This window comes from Rhodococcus sp. LW-XY12 (assembly GCF_019317345.1).
Classification (GTDB): Bacteria; Actinomycetota; Actinomycetes; order Mycobacteriales; family Mycobacteriaceae; genus Rhodococcus; species Rhodococcus pyridinivorans.
Genome location: NZ_CP079225.1, coordinates 3,215,377 through 3,241,665, shown reverse-complemented (window position 1 = coordinate 3,241,665; position 26,289 = coordinate 3,215,377). Strand labels below are relative to the sequence as shown.

Here is a 26,289-nt window from a genome sequence, read left to right as displayed (position 1 = left end):
AACGCGTTCCCGTTCTGGGTGTCGAGTCCCTTCGTGGACCGTCCCGTGTCACCGCGACATGACAGACTCGGGGCGTGAGGCTTTATCGGGACAACGCGGTGGTGCTGCGCCAGCACAAGCTGGGCGAGGCCGACCGCATCGTCACCCTGCTGACGCGTCGGCACGGTCTCGTGCGGGCCGTCGCGAAGGGCGTGCGCCGGACACGCTCCAAGTTCGGCGCACGGCTCGAACCGTTCGCCCACATCGACGTCCAGCTCCACCCGGGCCGCAGTCTCGACGTCATCACCCAGGTGCAGACCCTCGACGCCTTCGCGGTGGGTATCGTCGACGACTACCCCCGCTACACCACCGCGTGCGCGATCCTCGAGACCGCCGAACGCCTCGCCGGTGAGGAACGCGCGCCCGTGCCGCGCCTGCACGCACTCACCGTCGGCGCCCTCCGCGCGGTGTGCGACCGCACCCGGCCACCCGAACTCGTACTCGACGCCTATCTGCTGCGGGCCATGGCCTACGCGGGATGGGCGCCGGCGATCACCCACTGCGCGCGCTGCGACCGTCCCGGCCCGCACACCGCCTTCCACGTCGCCGCCGGTGGTGCGGTGTGCGTGCACTGCCGTCCGCCGGGGGCGGCCACCCCGGCCCCGGGTGTGTTGGCGCTGCTCGACGCGCTCAACCACGGACGCTGGGCCGACACCGAGGCCGCCGACACGGCGGTGCGTCGCCAGGCCAGCGGGCTCGTCGCCGCGCACCTGCAGTGGCATCTCGAACGGCAACTGCGTTCGCTGCCCCTCGTCGAGCGCGGTCGCACCGAACCTGCGACGGGGAACCGGGTTGATGACGTCGCCCGGGGTGTCCGGCAGGATGGGGACCGTGATTCGACGACGTACCACGCCCCCATCGCCTGAGCGGGTGATCCGGCCGCCCGACCCGCATCCGTCGGGCGCGCGACCTCCCGTGCTGCAACCCGAGCTGATCCCCCAGCACGTGGCGCTCGTGATGGACGGCAACGGTCGCTGGGCGCAGGAGCGCGGTCTGCCGCGCACCGCCGGCCACGAACGCGGCGAGGCCGTGCTGATGGACACGGTGTGCGGATGTATCGAGATGGGCGTCGAGTGGCTCTCGGCCTACGCCTTCTCCACCGAGAACTGGAAGCGCAGCCCCGACGAGGTCCGCTTCCTCATGGGCTTCAACCGCGACGTGATCCGCCGCCGCCGCGACGAGATGCACGAGATGGGGGTGCGCGTCCGGTGGGCCGGTCGCCGTCCCCGCCTGTGGCGCAGCGTGATCAAGGAACTCGAGATCGCCGAGGAACTGACGAAGGACAACGACGTCATGACTCTCACGATGTGCGTCAACTACGGCGGTCGCGCCGAGATCGCCGACGCCGCACGGGAGATCGCCCGCCGGGTCGCGGCAGGGGAACTCGATCCCGAACGGATCACGGAGTCGACGATCGCGCGGTATCTCGACGAGCCCGACATGCCCGACGTCGACCTGTTCCTGCGGCCCTCGGGCGAGCAGCGCACCTCGAACTTCCTGCTGTGGCAGTCGGCCTACGCCGAACTCGTCTTCCAGGACACGATGTTCCCCGATTTCGACCGGCGCGATCTGTGGGCGGCGTGCGTCGAATACGCCTCCCGCGACCGGCGGTTCGGTGGTGTGAAGTGACCTCGCTGCGCGAGCGGATCGCGGGCGCGCTGACGCCCTTCGTCGACGTCCGCACCCCGTCGTCCGCCGCCGACGGCGACGGCTCGTTCGGATTCGACTACGGCGCCGTGCCCTTCGCGCTGCAGGTCGTCACGCTCACCGAAGGACTCGACGTGGTCTCCGTCACCGGAGTGCTCGCGTGGGATCTTCCGCTCGACGACGCCGTGCGCGGTCGGGTCGCGGCCGCCGCCGACGCCCTGCAGTTCGGCTCGGTCCACCTCATCGAACGCGAGACCGACGCCGACGTCGTGCTGCGGTACTCGTTCCCCGCGACCGGGCTCGACGACACGGCGCTGACCACCATGCTGTTGCTCGTGCTCGACGGTGCCGCCGACGCGCGTGGCGCCGTGGCCGGCACCCCCGATCCCAAGGAGAATTCGTGACCACCACCGACATCGACGCCGAGACCACCACCGAGGAGGTCGTCGCCGCCGACGGGACGCACGCCGTCGCGATCCCCACCGAGGACGACGACATGCTGCGCGCCGCTGTGGTGGAGACGCTGTCCGAGATTCTCGAGGAAGCGCCCGAGCCCGACGAGGACGGCGAGATCCCGATCTGGATCGACGACGTGCTCACCTACGCGACGGTCGACGCCGAGGGCGGCTTCGTGCTGCTCACCACCTACCTGGTCGAGGGCATCACGGGCCGCACCCGCGCCGCCGAGGTCCTCGGCGACCTGCAGGTCGAGTTCCCCGAAGTCAAGTTCGTCCTCGACAAGGACCGAGTCACCGTCGAACTGCGGGTCGCGGCGTCGCCGCTCGTCCCGATCCATCTCGTGCGGGCCGTCGCGTCGCTCGTGCCGGTCGTCGAGCAGGCACGCGCATTGGCGCAGCGTCTCGGCGGAGAAGCGTCGGTCTTCGACGGTGAGGCCGAGGACGACGAGGAGAACCTGCTCGCCGACGGCTGCGGCTGTGATGACTGCGATTGCGGCTGACGGCCGCGGGCCGTCGGTTCAGCCCTGAGCGAGGGCGCACTCGCGGCAGTTGCCGAAGATCTCCACGGTGTGGCTGACGTCGACGAAGCCGTTCGACTCGGCCACCTCGTGCGACCAGCGTTCGACCTCCGGGCCGTCCACCTCGACCGTGAAGCCGCAGTGGCGGCACACGAGATGGTGGTGGTGCCCGGAGGAACACCGCCGGAACAGCGACTCGCCGCTGTCGGTGCGCAGCACGTCGACGCTGCCGACCTCGGCGAGCGACTGCAGGGTGCGGTAGACGGTCGTCAGGCCGATGCCCTCGCCGCGCTTGCGCAGCTCGTCGTGCAGGTCCTGGGCGGACCGGAACTCCTCGGTGTTGTCGAGCAGGTCGACGATGGCGCTGCGTTGACGGGTCGAGCGGACCCCCACGAGAGGTTTGCGGGCGGAGGTCACTGCGATCGTCCTTCCTGGGCGTGAGCGACGGCGTCGACGACGATGCGGGCGAGATGGTCGTCGGCCAGGTGGTAGAGCACTTCGCGTCCCGAGCGTTCGCCGCGCACGACGCCCGCAGTCTTGAGCACGCGGAGATGCTGGCTGATGAGCGGCTGGGTGACGCCGAGGGCGCCGACGAGCTCGTGCACGCAGCGGGCCGACTCGCGCAGTTCGAGCACGATCGAGATGCGGACGGGTGCCGACAGTGCGCGCAGCAGCTCACCGGCCGCGATCAGGGCGCCGGGGGAGACATCGACCGGGGACGGCAGGGCGTCGCTGCCGATCGGGCCGCGGGCGCGCTCGCCCGTGCTGCACTCGCGTGGATCGGCGTCGATGCTCACGGGGCTCCTCGGGGCAGGGGCGGCCGCCGGTCGGCGGGCCTTATTGCAAATCGATTCCATTTTGATATGCACGGTTGTGCATGTCAACCGGCGCGAATTCGAGCTGCGAACGAGGAGCGATAGGCTTACAGATCGACGCATGCTGCGAAAAACCGCATCGAAGATGGAGAAACCGAGTGGCACCCAAATCCAAGATCGATACCGTCGCCAACCTCGCCAAGCGCCGGGGCCTGGTCTATCCCTGCGGTGAGATCTACGGCGGCACCAGGTCCGCGTGGGATTACGGGCCGCTCGGCGTGGAGCTCAAGGACAACATCAAGAAGCAGTGGTGGCGCAACATGGTCACCAGCCGCGAGGACGTCGTCGGCCTCGACTCGTCCGTGATCCTGCCGCGTCAGGTCTGGGTCGCCTCCGGCCACGTCGGTGTCTTCAACGACCCGCTCGTCGAGTGCCTGAGTTGTCACAAGCGTCACCGGCAGGACCACCTGCAGGAGGCCTACGCCGAGAAGAACAAGCTCGACGACCCCGACGCCGTGCCGATGACCGAGATCGTCTGCCCGGACTGCGGCACCAAGGGCCAGTGGACCGAGCCCCGCGACTTCAACATGATGCTCAAGACCTTCCTCGGCCCGATCGAGAGCGAGGAAGGCCTGCACTACCTGCGCCCCGAGACGGCGCAGGGCATCTTCGTGAACTTCGCGAACGTGCTCACCACCTCGCGCAAGAAGCCGCCCTTCGGCATCGGCCAGATCGGCAAGAGCTTCCGCAACGAGATCACGCCCGGCAACTTCATCTTCCGAACCCGCGAGTTCGAGCAGATGGAGATGGAGTTCTTCGTCAAGCCCGGCGAAGACGAGCAGTGGCACCAGTACTGGATCGACTACCGGATGAACTGGTACACCGATCTGGGCATCAACAAGGACAACCTGCGCCTCTACGAGCACCCGCTCGAGAAGCTGTCGCACTACTCGAAGCGCACCGTCGACATCGAGTACCGCTTCCACTTCCAGGGCAGCGAATGGGGTGAGCTCGAGGGCGTCGCGAACCGCACCGACTTCGACCTGTCGACGCACTCGAAGCACTCCGGCACCGACCTGAGCTTCTTCGATCAGGCCACCAATGAGCGCTACACGCCCTACGTGATCGAGCCGGCGGCCGGCCTGACCCGTTCGCTCATGGCCTTCCTCGTCGACGCCTACACCGAGGACGAGGCACCCAACGCCAAGGGTGGCGTCGACAAGCGCACCGTGCTGCGCCTCGACCGTCGTCTCGCGCCGGTCAAGGCCGCCGTGCTGCCGCTCAGCCGCAACGCCGACCTGAGCCCGAAGGCCAAGGATCTCGCCGCGAAGCTGCGCCAGAACTGGAACATCGAGTTCGACGACGCCGGCGCCATCGGCCGCCGCTACCGTCGCCAGGACGAGATCGGCACCCCGTTCTGCATCACAGTCGACTTCGACACCCTCGAGGACCAGGCCGTCACGATCCGTGAGCGCGACACCATGGCGCAGGAGCGTGTGAGCCTCGACCAGGTCGAGGGCTACCTCGCGCACCGCCTGATCGGCTGCTGACCGATCCGATCGACGCAGATGCCCTCCGGTCCCGACGGACCGGAGGGCATCTGTCGCTTCGTAGCCGGGTGCTCGTAGCGGTCACCTCGTCGAGCGTCGATCGAGGTACTCGAAGTCCACGTCCCGGAAACGGGTTTCGTCACCGCGGCGGGTGTGCAGGATCACCGATTCCAGGCCGGTGCCCGGTGCGCGTGCTGCGATCGGGCGCATGGTCTAGAAGCGTCCTCCACTCGATCCGCCGAAGCCGCCGCCCCCGAAACCGCCCCCACCGAAACCGCCACCGAAGCCACCGCCGCGGCCGCTGTTGAGCACGCTGTTGATGAGGATGCCGCCGAGCACGGCACCGGCGACGTTGCCGCCCGACGAACCACCGCGGGGCGGACGGTGCTGGTTGTTCCAGCGCTGCACGTCGTTCTGGGCGCTGCGCAGTGCCTGCGCGGCCAGCGACGCGGCGGACCGCGCGTATTGGATGGCGGCCGCCGGATCGGACTCGGCTGCCTGCTGCGCGGCCTGCAGGTGCCGCTGCGCCTCCGACAGGCGGGTGCGTGCCTGGGCGCCCACGACGCCGCGGCGGGTCCCGATGAAGTCGGCCGCGGCGGTGACCTGCGCTTGCGCTGCGCTCAGATCCTGTTCGAGGCGGCGCCGCATCTCCTCGGCTTGCTGCTTCGCCTGCCGCGTCCGGGCACGCAACTCGTCGAGACGCGCATCGGCCTCGACGACCCGCGTGAAACTGCCCAGCGGGTCGGTGTGCTGCTCGGCCCGGGCGTGGTCGAGGGCTTCCTGCACGGCCTTCAGGGCGTCGACGAGTTCCGGGCCGCCCGCGTCGAGGAGTTGCTTCGCGTCGGCGACACCCTGTTCGGCGTCCTCCACCGCGGCGGGAAGCGTCGCGATCGCGCGCCGGATGTCCTCCGCCGCATGGTCGAGCGCGTCGAGCAGCGTCGCGGCATGCCCCAGTGCGCGTTCGGCCTCGCGGATCGCGCGCACGGCGTCGCCCTGCTCACCGACCGGTCGCGCCACCGCCGTGCGGCCCTGGTCGATCGCGTTCTCGGCGAACGAGATCTCCTCCCGCGCCAGCGAGACGTTGTCGACCACCGGAGTCAGGGCGCCCGCCGGGAACTCCGAGTGCAGCTGCCCCAGAATCCGCTCGGCCTCGGGGATGCGGGCCTGCAGCGCGATCGCGCGCTGCGTGAGGCCGTCCAGACGGGCCGGGGCATCGAGCAGCAGGTTGCGCATCTTGTCGAACGCCTCGACCTGCGCATCGAGTTCGCGGTTCGCCTGCCCGCACGAGGAGACGAGTTGCACGAGCATGTCGCGCTGCTGTTCGGGCGTCTCGGGGATGTCGTCGTCGAGGCGCTGACGGATCTCGAAGGCGTTCGCCAACGCGACCTGTGCCTGCCGGTGTGCGCGGTCGAAAGGAGCCACCGCGGAGTCCCCGAACTCACCCCGGGCGAGCTCGAGCGCTTCGGCGCTGGACCGCACCGCGTTGTCGGTGTCCACCAGGAGGGTCTGTGCATACTGGTCTAGACCCTCGACCGGCAGACCGCGCAGAGCGGTCGTGTCGGCCGGATCGACCTGCGCGGCCTGCGCGGCACCGGCGTCGGCGCGCTTCCTCTTCGACCGCCGGTTGTAGGCGTAGAGCCCGGCACCACCGGCCGCGATGACACCGCCGCCGACGAGCAGCGTCGTCACCGGAGCAGCCGACGGCGTAAGGGCGTTGCTCAACCCGTCGGCCGCGCCCACGGCGGCGCCCGCCCAATCGCTGTTGCGCAGGGCCGGCACGACGCCGGACGAGCTGATCCGGTCGCGCTCGCTCTCGGAGATCTCCGAACCCGTCGGTGTCCACAGCGCGAACTCGCGGTCGTCGGTCGCCACCGCCAGCAGCGCGGTGTCGGGACCGAAATTGCTTGCCTGCGCGGTGGCCTGCGCCCAACTGTTGTAGTCGCGTCCGTCGAAGCTCGACACGTAGGTCACCCACAACTGCAGGCCGTGCTCGTCGTAGAGGGTGTTCGTCGCTTCCTGGATGCGTGCGACGTCGGCGTCGTCGAGCACGCCCGCGGTGTCGGTGATCGGCTGGGGGAGCCGCGAGGGTGGCTCCGCGGAGGCCGCCGCGGGAAGGAGCAGCCACGCGGTCACTGCCAGCAGGGCGGGGACGAATGCGAGCGCGGACCGTGCAGGTCGCCGGAGCGGTGCTGCAGGTCGCCGGAGCGGTGCGGCCGATACGTGTGCCATGGAATCGAATCTAGTGGTTGCGAGGTGAGGACGGGGTCGGCGCGTCGTCCGGTCGACGCGTTCTCGTTCGCTGGCAGAATCAGGGGGTGAGCACCGCATCCCGCCGCACCGGCACCACCGCGACGTACACCGTGGACGACCTCGGGGTCGGCGCGCGCATCGCGCGCTGGCTCCGGCGACTGATCATCGGGGTGCTGCTCGCCGCCGTCCTCGTCGTCGGCGGCACGGCGCTGCGGGTGTGGCAGGTCGCGCGGATCGACGACCGCACCCCCGCCGACGCCATCGTCGTGCTCGGGGCCGCGCAGTATTCGGGCACACCGTCGTCGGTTTTCGAGGCCCGCCTCGAGCAGGCCCTCAAGCTCTACGAAGCGGGAGTGTCGCCGCGGATCGTCACCGTCGGCGGCAAGCAGGAGGGCGACCTGTTCACCGAGGCCGCGGCGGGCAAGAACTATCTCGTCTCGCGCGGGGTGCCCGCCGAGTCGATCGTCGCCGTCGAAGAGGGCTCGGACACACTGCTCAGCGTCGAGGCCGTCAGCCGCGAGATGTCGGAGCTGGGCCTGTCGTCGGTCGTGCTCGTCAGCGACCCGTGGCATTCGTTGCGTACCCGGACCATGGCGCGCGACGCCGGTCTCGACGCCTGGACCGCTCCCACCCGCCAGGGTCCGGCGGTGTTCACCCGCGAGTCGCAGCTGCACGGCATCGCCCGCGAGACCGGCGCGTTGATCTGGTACCAGATCACCCACTTCTCCGCCGATTTCCCGTACACGGCGCAGCAGTGAGGCGGAACGTAGGGTCTTCGGTGACGGAAGGCAGTGTGATGCAGGGCTACAGCGAACACGATCTCGAACGGCGCGTCGCCGAGCCGCGCAAGACCTCGGCGCTCGCCGGGTCCGAGGGAGCGGCGTCCGAGCGGACCGCCTTCGCACGCGACCGTGCGCGCGTGCAGCACTGCGCGGCCCTGCGCCGCCTGGCCGACAAGACACAGGTCGTCGGCCCCCGTGACGGCGACACCCCGCGCACCCGTCTGACGCACTCGATGGAGGTCGCGCAGATCGGCCGCAGCATCGGCGAAGGGCTCGGCGCCGACCCCGATCTCGTCGACCTGGCCGGCCTCGCCCACGATATCGGGCACCCGCCCTACGGGCACAACGGCGAGCGGGCACTCGACGCGGTCGCGGAGTCCTGCGGCGGATTCGAAGGCAACGCGCAGAACCTGCGCATCCTCACCTGCCTCGAACCGAAGATCCTCTATCCGGACGGCTCGAGCGCCGGTCTCAACCTCACCCGCGCCTCGCTCGACGCGACGCTCAAGTACCCCTGGACGCGTCCGCGCCCGGGCGCGAAGTTCGGCTCGTACGACGACGACGCCGAGATCCTCCACTGGATCCGCGAAGGCGCACCCGAGCGCCGCAAGTGCCTCGAGGCGCAGATCATGGACTGGTCCGACGACGTCGCGTACTCGGTGCACGACCTCGAGGACGGTGTGATCGACGGTCGCATCGACCTGCGGATGCTCGACGATCCCGACGATGTCGCCGGACTCATCGAGGTGGGCATGCGCGAATTCTCGGGTCTCGACCCGGCCGAGCTCACCGAGGCGGCGAAGCGGTTGTCCTCCATGCCGGTGGTCCGCGCCGTCGGCACCTTCGACGGCACCCTCGCCTGCTCGGTCGCGCTCAAGAAGCTGACCAGCGAGCTGGTTGGCCGCTTCGCCAACGCAGCGATCCTCGGGACCCGGGAGGCGACGGAAGGCCGACGCGTCACCCGGTACGACGCCGACCTCGTGGTCCCGCCGATCGTGGTCTCGGAGGTCGCGTTGCTCAAGACGATGGCGCTGCAGTTCGTCATGTCCGACCGCGCCCACCGCACCCGCCAGGAATCGCAACGCGAACGCATCCACCGCGTCGCCGAGTGGCTACTGCGCACCGCGCCGGTCGGTCTCGACCCGTTCTTCGTCGCCGCCTGGAAGGCCGCGCCCGACGATGCTGCGAAGGTACGGGTCGTGGTCGATCAGATCGCGTCGTGCACCGAATCGCGCCTCGAACGGATCGACCGGGACAGCCTCGCCGCGCAGGCGAGCTGGGGCTGACACCGACGTTTGCGCACTTCGCGGACACAAGCACGAGTCCGGCGCCGTGCATCTGTCCGGAGGGACGCGCTTACGCGCTCGCGGGTGTGGGTTGCGCCGGACCGTCGTGCCGGGCAGTCCGCCCGGCGGCTTAGACTCGTCTCGTGGCCGGCCGTATTTCAGACAGAGACATCGCGGCCATTCGCGACCGCGTGCGCATCGAGGACATCGTCGGCGAGTACGTCGCACTCAAGCGCGGGGGCGCCGACTCGCTCAAGGGCCTGTGCCCTTTCCACGACGAGAAGTCTCCGTCTTTCCACGTGCGGCCCAATCACGGGCACTACCACTGCTTCGGCTGCGGTGAAGGCGGCGACGTCTACTCGTTCCTGCAGAAGATCGAACACGTCAGCTTCGTCGAGGCCGTCGAGCAGCTCGCCGAGCGTGTCGGCTACACACTGAACTACGAGGGTGGCGGTCCATCCGTCCAGCGCGACCGGGGCACGCGTGCCCGGCTGGTCGCGGCGAACGCGGCCGCCCAACAGTTCTACGCCGAGCAACTGCGCGCGCCCGACGCCCAGGCCGCCCGCGACTACCTGACCGAACGCAACTTCGACCAGGCAGCCGCCGAGACGTTCGGCTGCGGCTACGCACCCGCCGGCTGGGACGCGCTCACCAAGCACCTCCTCGGCCGGGGATTCGAATTCTCGGAACTCGAGGCCGCAGGACTGTCCCGGCAGGGTCGCCGCGGTCCGATCGACCGCTTCCACCGTCGACTGCTGTGGCCCATCCGCAATCTCGCGGGCGACGTCATCGGCTTCGGTGCCCGCCGTCTGTACGACGACGACCAGATCACCGCCAAGTACATGAACACACCGGAAACGGTGCTGTACAAGAAGTCTCAGGTGCTGTTCGGGCTCGACCTCGCCAAGCGCGAGATCGCCAAGTCACATCAGGCCGTGATCGTCGAGGGCTACACCGACGTCATGGCCATGCACCTGGCCGGCGTGAAGACCGCGGTCGCCGCGTGCGGCACGGCCTTCGGTGACGAACATCTCGCGCTGCTGCGTCGCCTGCTCATGGACGACAGCTTCTTCCGCGGGGAGGTCATCTACACCTTCGACGGCGACGACGCCGGTCGCGCGGCGGCGATGAAGGCGTTCGAGGGCGATCAGAAAACCGCCGCGAAGACCTACGTCGCGATCGCCCCCAAGGGCATGGACCCGTGCGAGTTGCGGCAGCAGTCGGGCGACGGTGCGGTGCGCGACCTCGTGGCCCGCCGCACCCCGATGTTCGAGTTCGTCGTGAAATCGATTCTCGCCGAACACAATCTCGACACCGTCGAAGGTCGCGTCGAGGCCCTGCGTCGATGTGTCCCCGTCGTGGGCCGGATCAAGGACCGCACGATCCGCGACAACTACGCGGTGCAACTCGCGCACTGGACGGGATGGGACGACATCCCCACCGTGCGTCGGCGTGTGCAGGAGGAGGCACGGCGAGGAGTTCGTGCACCGGAAGCCAAGGCGCGGCCCGCGACGGCCACGGCGGAGCCCGTGTCGGCCCTGCGCCGCCCTCGGCCGAATGATCCGACGCTGTGGCCGCAGCGCGACGCGCTGAAGGCCGCGCTGCAGTATCCGGGTATCGCCGGGACCGTCTTCGACTCCCTGCCGCCGGAGACCTTCACCGACCCTGCGTACGCGGCCGTGCGGCAGGCCGTCGCCGACGCCGGCGGAACTGCAGCGGGCCTCGGGGGAGCCGAGTGGGTCGACGCCGTCGGCAGGGCAGCGACCGATCCCGTCGCGCACTCGCTCGTGATGGAACTCGCCGTCGAACCCGTCCCCGCCGAAGAGGACCGGCTGCCGCGCTACATCGGTGGCGTGCTGGCCCGGCTGCAGGAGGTCTGGGTCGGCGAGCAGGTGGCCGAACTGAAGTCCAAACTGCAGCGGATTTCCCCGGCCACCGAGTCCGAGGAGTTCCACGCCCTGCTCGGCGACCTCATGGCGCTCGAACAGTACCGGCGGAGCCTGCTCGACCAGGCCATCGGTGACGGCCTGGCCGGCTGACCGTCTACTTCTTCAACTGGTCCCGCGGGATCATGATCGTGGTCGTCTCGTCGATGGGCTTCATCGGCTCGAGCTTGGGCTGAGGACTGAGCGAGTCGGCGAGCTTCTGCCGGCCCACCTCGATCGCCTTCTTCGTGACGGGGCTCGCGGCCACCGCCTTGGCCGTCTTGCTGATCTGTTCGTACCTCGCGCGACCCGCTCGGGTGCCGAGTACGTATCCCGCAGCGACCCCGACCAGCAAACCCATCAATGTGTTGTCCTTCCACCTGTGACTGCGTCGTCCCCATCCTGCCCGATGACCCCGCAGCATGCCCACAAGCAGGCGATTTGGTGCTGCGGCGGGTGGGACGCTATGGTTTTTCACGCACCGGGGGAAACCGCGGAGCACCGCAGGACAATCCCCTGTAGCTCAATTGGCAGAGCATTCGACTGTTAATCGAACGGTTGCTGGTTCGAGTCCAGCCGGGGGAGCGCCTACAGAATCCTCCCACCCGTCACGGGTGGGAGGATTCTGTGTATCCGGGGGTGCCTATGCGGCAGAACATCCACCGATGTGATCTCTGTTACTTCGTACCCGGTAGAGTGTTGCCCGCTGTGTCCGGGTAGCATTCGATCGCGCCGTGCGAGCAGTGCGGCACTGTGCGACGCATGTCGTCGCGACGGGGCGGTAGCTCAGTCGGTTAGAGCCGCGGACTCATAATCCGCTGGTCGCGGGTTCGAGCCCCGCCCGCCCCACGTCAGAGGGTGTTTTGATCCGCAAGCGCGGACCGATCCACCGCTTATTCATCCTTTAAGGCCACGATTCGGTCCAACATCTGGGCTACTTCCGTGTGGGTCTTGCCGCGAGACATGTACCGATCCATCGTCATGGAGACGTGCCGGTGACCGAGTTGGTCGGCGCCGACCCGGGGTGACAGTCCCTCTTCGTCGATCAGGGTGGCCACCGACTTCCGGAAGCTGTGCGTCGTCGTGTCCTCGACACCGAGTTCGGCGCGGACCTTGCGCCACTGCTTGCCGAAGTTGTTCGGATCGCGCAGGGTGCCGGCAGTCGACGGGAAGACCACCCCGAGCGTTCCTTGGTGGGGTTGATCGGCGCGCCGCTTGAGCATTTCCAGCGCGAACAGGGGCAGGGGAATGGTGCGGAGTCCGGCTGCGCTCTTCGCTGCCTCCACGCGTAGAAGCCCCGCTCCCTTGGCGCGGACGACCTTGCCCGTCACGGTCACCGTCCCGGCGTCCTCGTCGACGTCCTCCCATCGCAGGGCCAACAGTTCGGAGCGTCGGAGGCCGGTGGCGATGAGCAGTGTGATCGGATCGACCAGATCGTTCGCCTTGCAGTACTCGGACTCGTGGAGCGCTACGAGAAGACGCCGCAGTTCCTCGGCGGTGAGAGCACGCGCTCCTGCGGGCGGGTTCTTGGACTTGATCGGCGCGACATCCCGAACAGGATTGGTGTCCAGCGCGCCGGCGAGGACCGCGAGCCCGAGGGCGCCTTTGAGGATCGTCTTGGCCTGACGGGCCATCGTGGGTCCGTGAGCCTTGCTCATCGCGCGAATCGCGGTGTCGACTCGTCGCGCCGTAGCTTCACTCACCCGGATGCCCCCGAGCTTGGCCTCGAGCTTCCGGGCCGCGAACTTGTAGGTGTCGATGGTGGCGGCTGCCCGGCCCTCCTCCTCGAGCCGGGCGAGGTATGTCCGCACGAGCGCCACCACCGTCGTTGCAGTTGTCACCTCGTCCTCACTCGGGGTGCGTCGGGAGTCGAGGTGCTCGAGTAGTTCGTCTTCGGCGAGCTTTCCGTACTGGTCGCGCCGACCAGAGGGAGTACGACGTTCGATGATGCGTACGACGCCGTCGTCGTCTCGGAATCTGCACCGGGCGAGCCAGACGCCACCGCCCAGGTCCTTGCGCGTGATCTTGCCGTGCTGCCCGATACGAAGCGGCGGTCTACCCGGTGGCATCGCCTTCCACCTTCCGATGTTCTTCGACGAGGATTCCGCGACGTTTGGCGGTTGCGACCCAGCGGGATGCGGTCTGCTTCGTGAGTCCGTACTCGCGGGTGAGCACCGCGATGGGCTTGCGGCCGGTGGCCATGCAGAACGCATAGATCTGAGAGATGGCTTCGAGCGCGTCCTCGGTCGGTCCGTCTTTCGCGAAATCGGCCGGAGGCCAGGTGAAATCGACAGAGCTCGAAGATTTCCCGTTTGCGCCGGACTCGATGGCCTGCACGATGAGGAGCGCTTCCGCTGCGCGCTCGACCCAGCTTCCGACCGGAATCCGTCGCAGGTGATCCGAGGTGATAGGCGGTCCGTCCGTGGTTCGGACGGCGCGGATCTCGGTGCACGCGAGTCGGCCGTCGACCACGTCGATCTCCATCTCGACGTGATGCTCGAGAGGCTCGACGTCGTCCTTCGTCGACGTAGCAGCGATCCGGGCCGGCACCTGGGCGAAGAGGCGGCCGCCGTACAGGGACCATCCGGACCGTCCGGGTTCAGGGTTGTTCACGGTGAAGCTCGGCATGGAACACAGTGTGACATATCGCGGGACGTCTCGACAGGTAGTCTTGATCTTCGATTCTCATCGTGCTAATTCTGTGTGGGACAGTTCGCAAGACGTCTCACAAGGGAGTTGGAATGCACACGAGTGATGACAGATGGCTTACGCGGCAAGAAGTTGCCGACCGACTGAAAGTGCCCGTGAAGACGCTCGCCCAATGGGCGAGCCAGGGGAGAGGGCCGAGGTTCGCGCGGATCGGTCGGCACGCGCGCTACAAGCTCAGCGATTGCGTGGCGTGGGAGAACGACCAGTTCGCGGGCGGAGCGCGATGACCGCGTTCGTGAGGAACGACGCCGCCGACGGGGGAGTGGCTGCTCCGAATCCCGTCGACGGCGTATAGAACCACCGATCACCAGAAGGGCAGTTCGTCGTGACCGTACCCGACGCGTCCACGCCGCACTAGCCCTGAGGAAGCGAACTCATAGTCGAAAGTTCGCTTCCTGCAATGCAATTTCCCAGTGAGTTCGGGGAGCCGGCGAATCCTGTGAGGACCGGCTCCTCGGGCCCTGCCAGAAAGACGTGGACATGACCGACATTCGCACTACTTCCGGACGCTACGGGACCGCCCTCGATCGATTACGAGATCGCTGGCGCGAACACGGCCTGGCATGGCGGGACGGTGCCGACGCCACAGCCTCAGCACAGGCTCCCGGGCATTCGAGTGCCGACCGGTCGGTGACCTTCCGCCAGATTGCCGGCCAGGTACTCATGAACTCACATGCCGACGACAAGGCGGCCGTTCTCGATGCGATGGGACTTACTCTGTCCGATCTCTTCGACAACCCGGCCGGGACCACCTACGTGTATCGCGACGGCCGCACCGTCTTCCGGAGCTACGACGACCGGGGACGCAAGAGATTCAGTCAAGGTGGGAACACCAAGGGACGGGATCTCTTCCGGACAGAGCAGCTCGACGCCCATAGGACGGGTGTGCCGGTGTACATCGTGGAAGGCGAGAAGGATGTGCTGGCTCTGGAATCACTCGGTGCAGTGGCGGTGTCCCCGGCGATGGGTGCGGGCAAGGCCAAACTGTTCGACTGGTCGCCGCTCACCGGGCACACGGTGGTGATCGTCGCCGACGACGACGAACCCGGCCGAAAGCATGCTCTGCAGGTGTACGAGCTCCTTGAGCCGATCGCGACGGGAGTGGCGATCGTCCAGGCAGCGACCGGTAAGGATGCGGCAGACCACGTCGCGGCGGGGCACAGCCTGGACGAATTCGTGCCGGTCGACGTCGGTGGCAAGGCCGGTCGCCGGCTGAGGATCACCCGCGGCTCGGACGTGAAGCTGCAACGCGTGCGCTGGGTGATGGAGGACTGGATCCCCGCGGGTTCTCTCACACTTCTTGCGGGCCGGGAGGGATTGGGCAAGTCCACGATCGCCGCTGCACTGTGCGCGCAGATCACTCGCGGAACCCTAGAAGGGGAACTATACGGCGTGCCGCGGAACGTTCTGTACGTCCACTCGGAGGACTCGAGGGAGTTCACCGTCGCGCCGCGCCTCAAGGCAGCGGGTGCTGATATGGACCGGGTCCTGTTCGTGGATGTGGAGACCGCCCACACCGATGCCGGCGCGCTCGTACTTCCGCTCGACAATCTAGCCCTTGAACGAATCATTGCGAAGGAGCAAGTCACGTTCGTGGTCCTCGATGCAGCCACCTCGTCGATGGCTTCCGAACTGTCCGGGCGGGATGATCGGGCGGTCAGGCAGTATCTCGAACCTCTCGCGCAGCTCGCTGCCCGGCAAGGATGCGTCGTCTTCGGCCTCTGTCACTTCGGCAAGCGGGACGGTGCGGATACCGGGAAGTTGATTCTCGGATCGATCGCGTGGTCTCAGGTCGCGAGGTCGGTCCTCTCGATTGCGCAGGACAGCGACTCGGGTCGACTCGTCGTCACCAATACCAAAGCAAACCTCGCACCACGAGTGCGCTCGATGGAAGGGGAGGTCGTCTCAACGACGGTCGCGACTGAGGACGGTGACACGGAGGTGGGCGTCTTTCGGTGGCTGGGCGAGACCAGCCGTGATGCACGCGAACTGCTCAGTGGGCCAGACGAGGAGGCTGAGGAGCGCGACGAGATCACGATGGTGATCCGCGGCTACTTGATCGAGTGCGGTGGTTCGGCGCCGGCCGCGGAGGTCTTGAAGGTGACTCGTGCCGCCGGGTTGGTCGACAACGCGGTAAAGAAGGCGCGGAAGCGGGCTGGGGTCCGTACCGAGCGGCGGGGGTACGGCAAGGGGGGACAATGGGTCTGGACGATAGATGCCGCTATAGGTGCCAATGATTCCGACGCACGGGAACGGGAATCATAGGGCACCTATAGACGAACGGATAAACGGAACGATAAGGGCGAAGACCTGGTGGCAGGACCGCGCCCGTGTCAGTGCCGCAGGAGAGTCCGCGCATCATCTGCGAACCCAAGCCGTGGGACATATCCCCTCCGCACGTAGTCCGCCAGATCAAACTCCGGGGGAGTGGCTGGCTTGTCCGGAGGATCTTGGTGGCGCGGCACCGGGAGGACTAGGTGTGCGCCAGGGAAAATCTTGTTGTCGGAGACAAGCTGTACGATCTTGGTTGCACGCACGACAATAGGCAGCAGGGGGGTTCAGTGGGCGAGACGTCAGTCAATCTTGGCAATCGGACTATGTTGCCGAGGGGTGTCTCCATCTCACCTAAGGACGTCGGCGGCTACATCTCAGTCGAAGGCGGATCGTCCGCCTTCATGTTCAAGATTGCCGCTGTCACTCTGAACCCGCTCACTGGGCGGGCCAATGTGCAGACTATTCCGCTGGAAGACACGATTAGGCCGGTGGAACTCAAGTTCCCGGCTCCTCTGAAGGAACTCGCCGGAGATTCCGCGGGTTTCGATTACATGTGGGAACGGCTGACATTTCTGTTTGAGTTGGATGATCCGTGTGACTTCCCGGAAATGGTTGATCACCTAGACGAAGACCTGCGAAAGATCGCAGGCCGGTTCGTCCAAACTTGCCGCACGCTGGCTGGCTACTCGCTGCTGGACGGTAAGGGGCGGCTGAACGTATCGTTCGGACGCGACGATTGGAAAGTCTGCGCAGACCTACCTAGCCACGAGGCGTTCACTGGCTTCTCCGCCACTTTTAGGCAAGTTCACAACAACGGGGATGAGGCAAGCTTCTCAAAGGTGTTCAAGGGACTCGAAACTGCCTCTAAAGACCTTGAACCAGAAAAATCAAAGCTGGTTCGCGAGATCCTGGGCAAATGGCGCAATGCGCGTAAGCAGTTGATGAACAATATGACTGAGACGTTGATTTGCGAGCGGCTTCAGCCAGAGGGTCGAACCGATGTTCCAAAGAGCTACATGGGCGTGAAGCCGGACGAACTCATTGTGAACTTCAACTACGGGGACACGCTCCACTGGGGCAATCATCGGGATCGCTTGGCTGAGATGACCAAGGACCCAAACGACGAGACGTTCTACAAGTACTCCTGCATCAGTGCGATGATCCAGTTGACTCACTTCTACTTCGGGTTCGCTGAATTGATTGGTTCTGCGCTTGGATATGCGAGAGTCGTCGCGGAGACGTGACTATTTCCGAAAAAAGATTCGCTGCGCAAGTAGCGTAATCCTCAGTTTTGCTACGTCAAATCTAGAAATGTCTCCTGGCTCGCCAAGTTTTTTAAGACTTCCGTCATCGCCGTGTCGCTCCCAATGAACGCTATTTGTGTCCTGAAATATAAGCCGGATGATGTAATCCTCGCCGCATATCAGGCCGGGCGTCTCTTTCTGGTACTCTTTTTTTTCGTCGGACGCTACTGAATCTGCAATCGACAGAATTTCAGGCGGAGCTGGCACGGTATGAGTACCGTTCGTGCTAATTGAGCCGATCTTGCTAAATTTGACCATCGGGCGTCCTATATTGCTTGCTGTCCTCTGCTCAAGGATCATTCGCACGTCGTAAATCGGTGCGTCGGAGTGATTGTTGATGACTCCTCGTACCCCGCCGCTAAAAACGATTGCAGAAAATGTAACCAGTGACGCGTGCTTGCGCTCCTCCTTTTCCACCGTATGTCGGTACACTCTGTACGCTAGAAGGAAAGAAAATCCAGTCAGGAGCGAGCCTGCCCACTGTCCAGCCGTACCCCAAACGGACGCCTTAAACGGAAACGCCCACAGATCACCGAAGATCGCCCTCATGATGTCACCAAGCATAGGCGCAGTATTGCATGTGTGGAGCGCGAAACGATCTCCGGGTAGGGAATCCGGTCGAAAACGCCGGATCAGTAATTTAGAAGCACGGAGTCCTCGTAGAGGTTGCCGATCATTTCGCGTTGATGCTCGTCAGCTTCGCTCATGCAATAGTTTGCGCCGTCTGATAAGTCTTATTCAAGAGAGAACCATTTGAATGCCGATGAAGGTTGGTGCCACTTTATGACGCCATCCTCTGGTGTGTAGCCACGCTCGCTTCCGTGCCGCATGTCTATGACTAAAAGGTCCCCCTCGTAGATCTTCACACCATTTTTATTCTTGAGTCCGGTGTACTGCAGAAGCTTTACCTGATCTGGTTCATCTCCGTACTTTATAAGAATATCGTCGCCGACCGTACCGAAGAGTTGAACGTGGCTCAGGTATGCGGTTCGATTCAGCGGGTTGACTGCGTATACGTCAACAGTCCTCCGCAATTCTGGTACATAAGCTTTGACTCAATTTCTCGCATCTCTACAGTTTCTCCACTACTTATTTCTGCCCTCAACTATGAGGTAGCGGCACGAATTATGCAATAGGAATTTATTGCAATCGCAACTAGTTTTCCACATTCACTTCACTGCTTCCCAGGTCATTGACGTTTCGTCAAAGATGTGGCGTGGTGTTGCTGGAGGAGGTGGTCAACAAGAGGCCCTTCTGAGGTCTTTCCGCGGGCCTCACCCTTGCAGCTCTCCCCATTGATGAGGTCACCTGCGCTGGTTGACCAGGCATCGTCTATTCATCGTTTATGCATGAGAAGCATCCGGAATCGAGGAGATGGTAGTGAGTCTTATGGGAGGAAATCGGTCCTGCCCCCAGTAGGTTTTGAGGTGACTTGAGATGCCATGCGATCATGGACTGGAAATTCCGCTGGTCGCGGGTTCGAGCCCCGCCCGCCCCACATCCTTCGCTCATGGCCGCGAGATGTTCCTGCTTGTCGGAACGGTAGCGTTCGACCCCATGAGCACCCTTCGAGAAGTCGGTGAGCACGAGGCGTGGCGTTGCTGGTTGTGCGACGAGCCCGTGGACCCCGACATGTCGGTCAACGACCCGCGCGGTCCCAGCATCGACAGCATCAACACCGCCAAGAAGGGTGGCAAGGGAAAGGGCGGAGTCGAGCGACTCGCGCACCGCGCCTGCAACACCAAGAAGGGTGCCGTCAAACCCGTCGTGCCGTGGTCCGACCGGCTCTTCGTCGTCGACCCGGCGCCCATCATCGGCGTCGTCGAGCAGCTCACCCGCAAGGGTGGTCGCGTCGCCGTTGCCCGGTGTCCCGAGAAGTCGGACGCGGAGGACGCCTCCGAATGGCTCCTCGACCGCTTGTCGCGCCTCGAGCCGGGAGTGCGGTTCGATACCAGGATCGAGTCGGCCGGCGGCGGCTACCTCCTCGTGCTGACGGCCTAACCAGGGGCCGGCACCAGTCCGGGGTGATCCGATGACTCGGCGGAGACCTCGACCTCGGTGAGCACCGTTCCGTCGTCCCCCCGCAGCGTGTAGCGACCCGGCATGAGACCGGTGAACAGGAACCAACCCTCGCTCGTCGTGACGATGCTGCGGTCGATGTACTGCTCGCACACGTCCAGGCCGACCAGTCGAACCGTGGTGGACGGATGGAAGACGCCTCCGATCCGTCCGTTCGCCACCGCTCCGATCGCAGCCGGTGGATCCGGGTGGTCGCCGAGCTCGTCCGGACGCCAGGCGGGCGCGCCGTCCGGCGGCGCACACGCCGGGACCGAGGAGTGTGACGACCGGACATGCGCGACCGTCGGGTCGGTCCCGTCCCCAGGGACGGGCTGATGTGTCGTCGCCGCGACGAGCACCCCTGCTCCCAGTGCGGTGATCAACATCCATCGGGCTCTTCGGATCGTCCCCGTGTGCAGCAACGGATCCACCTCCTCTCCGTAAGAGAACTTAGGAAAGTTGTTCTCACCGAGGGTTGTTCGGAACCGATGCTTCGGTGGATCGTGACGATACCCGGGGCGGACGCGCAGGGCTATCCTCCGTCGAGGCGACAGGTAGCGGCGGAATGTAACGGTCGGGCTGTCGAAACGCCGAAATCGGTTGTTGGCACAACGATTCGGTCTAGTTTCGGATGAGGTCGGTAGTCGGAGGGGTGCATTCCGCCTCCTGTACGGCGGAACCGGTTGCATTGTTGTGTTCGGACAATGCAGGTTCGAACGGCCGATACCGGAAATAATCGCCCGGCGTTGTGCGATGTCGTCGGTGTACTCACCGGCACCGAGTTGCTCGGAGCGGATTGCGGAACGAGGGAGCACATGACGGTCGACGAGAATCCGACGACGCTCCGCCGGGCGTCCGACCTTCTGGCAGGGGTCCGCGACGGCACGGACGACGACACGCTCGCGGCAGGCGTCGTACTCGCGGCGACCCTGATCGCTCAGGTCTGGGCCAACCTGGGCGACTCGTACGAGGCGTTCTGGCACACACCTCTCAGCATCAGCATCGGCGACTACGGCATCGATCTCGACCTCGAGCACTGGGTCAACGACGCCGTCATGACGCTGTTCTTCTTCGTCGTCGGCCTCGAGGTCAAACGCGAGCTCACCATGGGAGAGCTCACCGACCGGACGCGCGCCGCGGTCCCGCTCGTGGCGGCAATCGCGGGGCTCGCGCTACCTGCGGGACTGTTTCTGCTGCTCAACCCCAGCGGGGAGGCCGCAGGAGCGTGGGGTGTGGTCGTGTCCACCGACACCGCCTTCGTGCTCGGTGCGCTCGCGCTGGTCGGACCCCGCTGCCCGGCCCGCCTGCGCGTGTTCATCCTCACGCTGGCCGTGGCCGACGACATCGGCGCCCTCGCCATCATCGCCTTCGTCTACACCGACGATCTGCAGCCGGTCTACCTGATACCTGCCGCGATCGGACTGTTGCTGATCCTGCAGTTCCGCCGGCTCGAGGTGTGGCGGGGCGTCGTCTACTTCGTCGTCGCGGCAGGGACGTGGGTGGCGTTCTACGAATCCGGTGTGCACCCGACCCTCGCCGGTGTACTGATCGCGTTGATCCTTCCCGTCTATCCGCCGCGCCGCAGCGAGGTGGAGCGCGCCGGCGAACTCACGCGGGCGTTCCGCCAGTCGCCCAACTCCGACTACGCGCGCGCCGCGCAACTCGGGGTGCTCCGCGCCGTGTCCGTGAACGAGCGGCTGCTACGGCTCTACCAGCCGTACACGGCGTTCCTCGTCGTGCCGATCTTCGCCCTCGCCAACGCGGGTGTGGTGATCTCCGCCGAGACCGTCGGCACTGCGATCCGGTCGCCGATCACGTGGGGAGTCGTCCTCGGTCTCGTGGTGGGCAAACTCGTGGGCATCACCGCGGCCACTGCCGTCTTCCCGAGCCTGCGTCCGGGCAGCCTGCCGCCGGGACTCACCCTCTCGCACGTCGGTGGGGGTGCCGCGCTCGCCGGCATCGGGTTCACGATCTCACTGTTCATCGTGGATCTGGCGATCGAATCTCCCGAAGCGGCCAACGACGCCCGAATCGGCGTCCTTCTCGCGGCTGTTCTCGCCACGGCGCTGGGCTGGGCTTTGTTCCGGCTGTCCGACCGCCTGAATCCGCCGCAGGGATCTGCCGGGCTCGTGCTGCTGCGTCCGGTGGATCCGAACCGCGACCACATACGGGGACCGGTCGACGCTCCGCTCACACTCGTCGAGTACGGAGACTTCGAGTGCCCGTTCTGCAGCAAGGCCACCGGCAGCATCCGCGACGTGCGCGAGCACTTCGGCGACGACCTGCGGTACGTCTTCCGGCACCTTCCCCTCGATGAACACCACCCGCACGCCCGGTTCGCCGCCGAAGCGGCCGAGGCTGCGGCGGCGCAGGGACGATTCTGGGACATGCACGACCACCTGTTCGCCCACAGCGACGCTCTGTCCCGCGACGAGATCTACGAACACGCCCAGCAGTTGGGTCTCGATATGGACAGGTTCGACGAGGACCTTCGCCTGGGGCGGTATCGTCACCGTGTCGAGGACGACGATCTCGACGCCGAGACCAGCGACGTCTTCGGAACGCCCACCTTCTACCTCGGCGCCACCGGATCGGACCTCGCCCGGCACACCGGCCCGTTCGACGCGGCGACGTTGATCCGCAGGCTCGAAAAGGTGCGCGAGAGGTGATGCGATTCGGGTGGATCCGACCCCGGAAAGCGGGGGCGGATCCACCCAAGTCGTGACGGCTTCTACCGGATGGTGGGTCCGGCCTCCGCGGATCCGGTCGGTAACAGGCCGGCCAAGCTGGCGAGGAGCGTTTCCCAGCGGCATTCCGCGGAGATCGACGCGAAGCGGCACCCGGAGTAGTCCTCCGTGGGGAGCGTAGGTGTGCCGGGATCTGCGTACGCCGTGGCCGGCACTGCAAAGGCAGGGCCCCGGAAAGGTCGATTCGCAATGCCCTGAACTGGGGTTTTATGGGTGAGAGGCTGGTGGCATGAGGGTGTGACCCACAGGTTTGGATGGAGGTTGGCACTGGTGGTGACCGCGACGATCGCTGGCGGTCGGCGGCGGCGGCGAGACGGCGTTGCAGCCGCGCGCGTGTCGGGTTCTCGGCCAGGCGAGCACGGGCGGCGGCGACGCGCGCAAGCGGCGCGGTCGAGGCGTTGGCCCGCGCGCGGGGTGCAGCGCGGTCCGGGCTCGGGTCTACACATCAGCGGCCGCTTGCGCGGCGACCGTGTCGATCAGGGTGGCCAGGGCGCGGCCGAGCCGGTCGACGCGCGCAGCGTCGGGGGTGCCGGGGTCGGTGAGGTAGACGTCGCGGCGCAACTCGATCATCACCGACGTCACGCGCTTGTCGTGGCCGTAGTGGCGCAGCGGCACGTAACTTCCTGCGTAAGGGGTGTTCTCGGCGATCTCGTCGATCTCGGGCAGGGGCGCGAATGCGCCACGGGTCACCTCGATCAGCCGATCCGGGGTGTGGATCGGGTCGGTGCCGATGCACAGCGCGGGGCGCGCGGCGGTGTGGTCCTCGAACCCGGACGGTGTTGCCGGGTACGAGTGCAGGTCGATGATCACCGCGCGCCCACACGCGCGCAGACGATCCTCGACCGCGGCGGTGACCGCGTCCGCGTAGGGACGAAAATAACCGTCGAGCAGATCGGTGGTGCGCGGGTAGGGCTCGGTGCGCAGCGGCAGCCCGGGGCAGGTGCGGGTGTAGACCGCGCCCCGGCCGAACGCGGCGGCCGACTCGCTCGCGTCGGCGAACCGTTCGGGGTCGATCACCAGGCGTGAGAGCGTGTTGACCACGGTCGTCGGCCTGATCCTGGTGTGGCGCAGTGCTGCCGCTGCGATGCCGTCGGTGGCGGCGTCGGTTGATTCGTCGAGTTCGGCGGCCAGCTCGACATCGTTCAGAAGCAGATCCGCGCGCACCTCGGGCGGGATGACGCGCGAGGCGTGCGGGACGTGGATGAGCACCGGAGACCGACTGTCTCCCGGTGTGACGAGCGCTGAACTGGGCACGTGCACTTTCCCTTCTTGGTCTCACGGCGTCTTCGGGCACGACACACAGAACCCGAGACGCGAATTATCCTCGAGAAAGGCCGGATTCACCAAGGGGCGGATGTCGGTCAAGCATCGTGCGGATTGCGAGTGCGCACTGCCGGCTACCACGCGGACCCAGATCAGAAACGCGACCTCGATCCGGGTGGAGGTGGAACAGCCGGTTCGCTCGACCGCCTGCCGCGCCACCATCGACGATCCCGCGACGGTGGCGGCGACGAACTCGGCAGGAATACAACCCTGAGCACGATCGACCGCGCCTTGCCCACAGTGTTCGATACCGGGACCGCACCATCGAGATCGTCGTCCATATGAAATCGCGAGACCTTCGAATTGGCCCGGTTGTCACTCCAGTCAGCAACTGCGGCAACCTAGTTCAGCTGCCGAGCCCCCTTCTCCTCAGGCCGGTTCCTGTCGCGCACGTTCCAGGAGAACGAGCGCCGCCGATCGTAGTTCTTCGACCGCGGCCGGCGTGCCCACCAGTCCGTCACCCGAGAGATCCGCGACGGCCAGTGGAACATGGCGGCATGCGTCGTCGACGATGGCAGCTCCCGTGTACGTCAGGACCGTTTTGAGCGACGCGTGAGCACCCGCCGCTTTGGTGGCGTTCGCCGACACGTTGATCCAGGCTGTGGGCTTGCCGACGATCTCCATTCCGCCGACGGTCCAGTCCAGCAGATTCTTGAAGGAGCCGGGAAGAGCTCCGGCGTACTCGGGGGTGCAAATCAAGACCGCGGTGCTGTCTTCGATGCGCTTGCGCAGACGCGCGACGACTTCCGGCACCGCTGTGGCCTCGACGTCGGGGGTGAAGTGGGGCAGCGCGCCCATTTCGTTGTACACGGTGACGTCCACATCGGCGGCCAATTGGGTGGCTACCGTACGGATCGCCGAGCTGTTGATCGATCCTTCGCGCAATGACCCGGAAACGAGCAGGATCTGTGGGCTGGTCACTGGACACCATGCTTTCTACGGATTCTTCGGAGATGTGAACCTGACGGGGATCGAGGGTGACGGCCGGGGGTCGACTCAGGAAATGTCATGCACTTACCTCGGCGAGCTCGCCCTCGTCGGTGAGCATGTCCGACTTTCGGATGGTGGCGAAGGCGACCAGCGCACCGAGAGCACAAAGGATGCCACACGCGATCATCACCCAGGAGAGTCCGCTCGCGAACCAGGACCGCGCCGAATCGACCACGTCGGCCGGCACACCGGCGAGATCACCGCTGGCCACCGCCTTGCCGAGCTCGCCGGTGCCCGCAGCGTCGATCACCTTGTGCTGGAACAGTGCGCCGAAGACCGCGATGCCGAAAACGACTCCGACCTGTTGGAAGGTCTCGCCGACACCAGATGCCAGGCCGGCTTGCTCAGGTGTGACGACACCCACCGTGACCACGCTTCTGGGCGGATTGAACATGCCCATGCCGATGCCCATGACGATCAGTCCCGGCAACAATCGGACCCACCCCGAGCCGGTGCCCGCAAGCGCCAGTAGCGTCAGGCCCGCTGCGATGAGCAAGATGGCGGTGCCCAACAGCGCTCCCGGAGCCACTCGCGGCAGGATCTGCCCGGTGACCGCGGCCACCACGAACAGCACCAGCGTGAGCGGCAGAAGAACCAGACCAGCCTGCAGCGCCGACAGACCCAGCACGTTCTGGAGATACGAGACGATCAGGAACAGTCCGGCGAGGCTGGTTGCATTCGACAGAAACGTGGCGGTGAGCAGGCCGGAGAATGTCCGATTGCGGAACAGGGCGAGGTCGAGCATCCCTGTGTCGGGATGGCGTTCACTGATGAGGAAGAGTGCGATCAACAACGCTCCGAGTACCAGGGCTGTCAGCACCTCGGTCGACGCCCAACCAAGACGTTCGCTCTCGATGATGCCGAACGTGAGGGCGCCGAGTCCGCCGGCGGATGTCGCCAGTCCAAACAGGTGCGGGCGTCGCGCATTGGGGGACAATACATCCCGTGCCCGACCGAAGCCGACCAAGAGCAGAATCACCCCGATCGGCACGTTCACGAGGAAGACCCATCGCCAGTTCACGGTGGCCAGCAGGCCACCCACCACCGGCCCGAGGGCCAGCGCGAGGCCCGTCACTCCACCGAAGATTCCGAATGCCTTCGCACGATCAACGCCGCTGAACTCCTGCGCGATAAGTGCAGGGCTCACCGCGAAGAGCACGGCGGCCCCGATGCCCTGGACCACCCGCGACACCTCCAGCACCACAAGGCCCGGAGCGAGTCCGGCGGCGAGCGAACCGGCGGTGAAGAGCACCAAGCCGATTATGAACAGGGTACGGCGACCGTACCGGTCGGCGAGTGATCCGCCGGCGAGTAGAAACGCGGCCAGCGGCAGCGTGTAGGCGGCGATGATCCATTGCTGGTCGGCAAGGTCGGCGGAGAACTCTCGGCGGATCATCGGCAAGGTGACATTGATGACCGTTACGTCGAGCATCAACATGAACGTCGCCACGCAGGCCAGCAGAAGTGCCCACCTCCGGAACGATTGGTTGGCGGTCTCTGTGCGCATCGGGATCTGATTCCTTCTCATTGATTTCAGGTCTGTGCAGAGCATTGCAGCGGCAGCCGGGCCGCGTCCCCAAGCGGCGGCAGCGCCTGCGTCGAGTCCGCGAGGGT

Annotated in this window: 26 protein-coding genes and 2 tRNA genes; 15 read left to right on the top strand and 13 right to left on the bottom strand. The window is 66.0% G+C overall.

Features of this window, described 5'->3' with window-relative positions; translation table 11 throughout:
* Nucleotides 1-74: 74 nt before the first annotated feature.
* Genes recO through KXC42_RS15105 form a run of 4 tightly spaced genes read left to right on the top strand, consistent with a single transcriptional unit; the run spans nucleotide 75 to nucleotide 2,644 of the window.
* Nucleotides 75-905, top strand: a complete 831-nt coding sequence (recO, locus tag KXC42_RS15120) for a DNA repair protein RecO (RefSeq protein ID WP_072740431.1) — start codon at nucleotides 75-77, stop codon at nucleotides 903-905.
* Complete coding sequence (locus KXC42_RS15115; RefSeq protein WP_050993415.1) at nucleotides 862-1,668, top strand: isoprenyl transferase; 807 nt, start codon at nucleotides 862-864, stop codon at nucleotides 1,666-1,668. Before recO ends, KXC42_RS15115 begins: the two co-directional genes overlap by 44 nt.
* Nucleotides 1,665-2,090 carry a hypothetical protein gene (locus KXC42_RS15110; protein WP_006554470.1) on the top strand — a complete coding sequence of 142 codons (426 nt, stop codon included), beginning with the start codon at nucleotides 1,665-1,667 and terminating at the stop codon, nucleotides 2,088-2,090. Before KXC42_RS15115 ends, KXC42_RS15110 begins: the two co-directional genes overlap by 4 nt.
* Nucleotides 2,087-2,644 (top strand): hypothetical protein, encoded by a 558-nt coding sequence (locus tag KXC42_RS15105; protein ID WP_024101349.1) that lies wholly within the window; start codon nucleotides 2,087-2,089, stop codon nucleotides 2,642-2,644. The genes KXC42_RS15110 and KXC42_RS15105 overlap by 4 nt, the downstream gene beginning before the upstream one ends.
* Before the next feature lie 18 nt (nucleotides 2,645-2,662).
* Here KXC42_RS15105 and KXC42_RS15100 read toward each other — a convergent pair whose 3' ends face one another.
* Nucleotides 2,663-3,079 carry a Fur family transcriptional regulator gene (locus KXC42_RS15100; protein WP_006554468.1) on the bottom strand — a complete coding sequence of 139 codons (417 nt, stop codon included), beginning with the start codon at nucleotides 3,077-3,079 and terminating at the stop codon, nucleotides 2,663-2,665.
* Nucleotides 3,076-3,459 (bottom strand): helix-turn-helix transcriptional regulator, encoded by a 384-nt coding sequence (locus KXC42_RS15095; protein WP_006554467.1) that lies wholly within the window; start codon nucleotides 3,457-3,459, stop codon nucleotides 3,076-3,078. Before KXC42_RS15095 ends, KXC42_RS15100 begins: the two co-directional genes overlap by 4 nt.
* A gap of 176 nt (nucleotides 3,460-3,635) precedes the next feature.
* Here KXC42_RS15095 and KXC42_RS15090 point away from each other — a divergent pair, with 176 nt between their 5' ends.
* Nucleotides 3,636-5,027 carry a glycine--tRNA ligase gene (locus KXC42_RS15090; protein WP_219129228.1) on the top strand — a complete coding sequence of 464 codons (1,392 nt, stop codon included), beginning with the start codon at nucleotides 3,636-3,638 and terminating at the stop codon, nucleotides 5,025-5,027.
* Between the two features lie 81 nt (nucleotides 5,028-5,108).
* Here the strand turns inward: KXC42_RS15090 and KXC42_RS27345 are convergent, their stop codons facing one another.
* Together KXC42_RS27345 and KXC42_RS15085 are read right to left on the bottom strand one after the other, a co-directional pair.
* On the bottom strand, nucleotides 5,109-5,237 hold the full coding sequence (locus tag KXC42_RS27345) for a hypothetical protein (protein ID WP_024101348.1): 129 nt from the start codon (nucleotides 5,235-5,237) through the stop codon (nucleotides 5,109-5,111).
* 3 nt (nucleotides 5,238-5,240) lie between these two features.
* Nucleotides 5,241-7,256: a TPM domain-containing protein gene (locus tag KXC42_RS15085; protein WP_121209083.1), complete on the bottom strand. Its 2,016-nt coding sequence runs from the start codon at nucleotides 7,254-7,256 to the stop codon at nucleotides 5,241-5,243.
* A gap of 131 nt (nucleotides 7,257-7,387) precedes the next feature.
* Between KXC42_RS15085 and KXC42_RS15080 the strand changes: the two genes are divergently transcribed.
* The 3 genes from KXC42_RS15080 to dnaG all read left to right on the top strand — a co-directional run bounded on the left by KXC42_RS15080 (nucleotide 7,388) and on the right by dnaG (nucleotide 11,384).
* Nucleotides 7,388-8,035 carry a YdcF family protein gene (locus tag KXC42_RS15080; protein ID WP_257606182.1) on the top strand — a complete coding sequence of 216 codons (648 nt, stop codon included), beginning with the start codon at nucleotides 7,388-7,390 and terminating at the stop codon, nucleotides 8,033-8,035.
* 38 nt (nucleotides 8,036-8,073) lie between these two features.
* Complete coding sequence (locus KXC42_RS15075) at nucleotides 8,074-9,345, top strand: deoxyguanosinetriphosphate triphosphohydrolase (RefSeq protein ID WP_037215996.1); 1,272 nt, start codon at nucleotides 8,074-8,076, stop codon at nucleotides 9,343-9,345.
* A gap of 143 nt (nucleotides 9,346-9,488) precedes the next feature.
* Nucleotides 9,489-11,384, top strand: a complete 1,896-nt coding sequence (dnaG, locus tag KXC42_RS15070) for a DNA primase (RefSeq protein ID WP_006554462.1) — start codon at nucleotides 9,489-9,491, stop codon at nucleotides 11,382-11,384.
* Between the two features lie 4 nt (nucleotides 11,385-11,388).
* On the opposite strand, the gene KXC42_RS15065 is transcribed toward dnaG, so the two are convergent.
* Complete coding sequence (locus KXC42_RS15065) at nucleotides 11,389-11,634, bottom strand: hypothetical protein (protein WP_024101344.1); 246 nt, start codon at nucleotides 11,632-11,634, stop codon at nucleotides 11,389-11,391.
* Between the two features lie 148 nt (nucleotides 11,635-11,782).
* Here KXC42_RS15065 and KXC42_RS15060 point away from each other — a divergent pair.
* Both KXC42_RS15060 and KXC42_RS15055 read left to right on the top strand, forming a co-directional pair.
* Nucleotides 11,783-11,855 (top strand) — tRNA-Asn (locus KXC42_RS15060).
* Nucleotides 11,856-12,045: 190 nt separating this feature from the next.
* A tRNA-Ile gene (locus KXC42_RS15055) sits at nucleotides 12,046-12,119 on the top strand.
* A 44-nt stretch (nucleotides 12,120-12,163) separates the two neighbouring features.
* On the opposite strand, the gene xerC is transcribed toward KXC42_RS15055, so the two are convergent.
* A complete protein-coding gene (gene xerC, locus KXC42_RS15050) occupies nucleotides 12,164-13,339 on the bottom strand; it encodes a tyrosine recombinase XerC (RefSeq protein WP_219129226.1) in 1,176 nt (391 codons plus the stop codon).
* Nucleotides 13,326-13,898: a hypothetical protein gene (locus KXC42_RS15045; RefSeq protein ID WP_219129225.1), complete on the bottom strand. Its 573-nt coding sequence runs from the start codon at nucleotides 13,896-13,898 to the stop codon at nucleotides 13,326-13,328. Before KXC42_RS15045 ends, xerC begins: the two co-directional genes overlap by 14 nt.
* A 113-nt stretch (nucleotides 13,899-14,011) precedes the next feature.
* Between KXC42_RS15045 and KXC42_RS15040 the strand changes: the two genes are divergently transcribed.
* From KXC42_RS15040 to KXC42_RS15030, 3 genes are all read left to right on the top strand, one after another.
* Nucleotides 14,012-14,206 carry an AlpA family transcriptional regulator gene (locus tag KXC42_RS15040; protein ID WP_219129224.1) on the top strand — a complete coding sequence of 65 codons (195 nt, stop codon included), beginning with the start codon at nucleotides 14,012-14,014 and terminating at the stop codon, nucleotides 14,204-14,206.
* Between the two features lie 253 nt (nucleotides 14,207-14,459).
* On the top strand, nucleotides 14,460-16,244 hold the full coding sequence (locus KXC42_RS15035) for an AAA family ATPase (RefSeq protein ID WP_257606181.1): 1,785 nt from the start codon (nucleotides 14,460-14,462) through the stop codon (nucleotides 16,242-16,244).
* A 212-nt stretch (nucleotides 16,245-16,456) separates the two neighbouring features.
* A complete protein-coding gene (locus KXC42_RS15030; protein WP_219129223.1) occupies nucleotides 16,457-17,497 on the top strand; it encodes a hypothetical protein in 1,041 nt (346 codons plus the stop codon).
* Here the strand turns inward: KXC42_RS15030 and KXC42_RS15025 are convergent, their stop codons facing one another.
* Both KXC42_RS15025 and KXC42_RS27765 read right to left on the bottom strand, forming a co-directional pair.
* Nucleotides 17,498-17,974, bottom strand: a complete 477-nt coding sequence (locus KXC42_RS15025; protein WP_219129222.1) for a hypothetical protein — start codon at nucleotides 17,972-17,974, stop codon at nucleotides 17,498-17,500. It lies immediately after the preceding gene.
* 317 nt (nucleotides 17,975-18,291) lie between these two features.
* Nucleotides 18,292-18,591 (bottom strand): YopX family protein, encoded by a 300-nt coding sequence (locus KXC42_RS27765; RefSeq protein ID WP_219129221.1) that lies wholly within the window; start codon nucleotides 18,589-18,591, stop codon nucleotides 18,292-18,294.
* A 586-nt stretch (nucleotides 18,592-19,177) separates the two neighbouring features.
* Between KXC42_RS27765 and KXC42_RS15015 the strand changes: the two genes are divergently transcribed.
* Entirely contained in the window at nucleotides 19,178-19,558 is a 381-nt protein-coding gene (locus KXC42_RS15015) for a hypothetical protein (protein ID WP_082937701.1), read from the top strand.
* Here KXC42_RS15015 and KXC42_RS15010 read toward each other — a convergent pair.
* Entirely contained in the window at nucleotides 19,555-20,001 is a 447-nt protein-coding gene (locus KXC42_RS15010) for a hypothetical protein (RefSeq protein WP_219129220.1), read from the bottom strand. The genes KXC42_RS15015 and KXC42_RS15010 overlap by 4 nt on opposite strands.
* A gap of 429 nt (nucleotides 20,002-20,430) precedes the next feature.
* Here KXC42_RS15010 and nhaA point away from each other — a divergent pair, with 429 nt between their 5' ends.
* Complete coding sequence (gene nhaA / locus KXC42_RS15005) at nucleotides 20,431-22,284, top strand: Na+/H+ antiporter NhaA (RefSeq protein ID WP_219130494.1); 1,854 nt, start codon at nucleotides 20,431-20,433, stop codon at nucleotides 22,282-22,284.
* 516 nt (nucleotides 22,285-22,800) lie between these two features.
* On the opposite strand, the gene KXC42_RS15000 is transcribed toward nhaA, so the two are convergent.
* The 3 genes from KXC42_RS15000 to KXC42_RS14990 all read right to left on the bottom strand — a co-directional run bounded on the left by KXC42_RS15000 (nucleotide 22,801) and on the right by KXC42_RS14990 (nucleotide 26,182).
* Nucleotides 22,801-23,616, bottom strand: coding sequence for an N-formylglutamate amidohydrolase (locus tag KXC42_RS15000; RefSeq protein ID WP_082937558.1), 816 nt, complete (start codon nucleotides 23,614-23,616; stop codon nucleotides 22,801-22,803).
* Between the two features lie 438 nt (nucleotides 23,617-24,054).
* Entirely contained in the window at nucleotides 24,055-24,606 is a 552-nt protein-coding gene (locus KXC42_RS14995) for an NADPH-dependent FMN reductase (protein ID WP_064851466.1), read from the bottom strand.
* Nucleotides 24,607-24,691: 85 nt separating this feature from the next.
* Nucleotides 24,692-26,182 carry an MFS transporter gene (locus tag KXC42_RS14990; RefSeq protein WP_219129219.1) on the bottom strand — a complete coding sequence of 497 codons (1,491 nt, stop codon included), beginning with the start codon at nucleotides 26,180-26,182 and terminating at the stop codon, nucleotides 24,692-24,694.
* Between the last annotated feature and the right edge of the window lie 107 nt (nucleotides 26,183-26,289).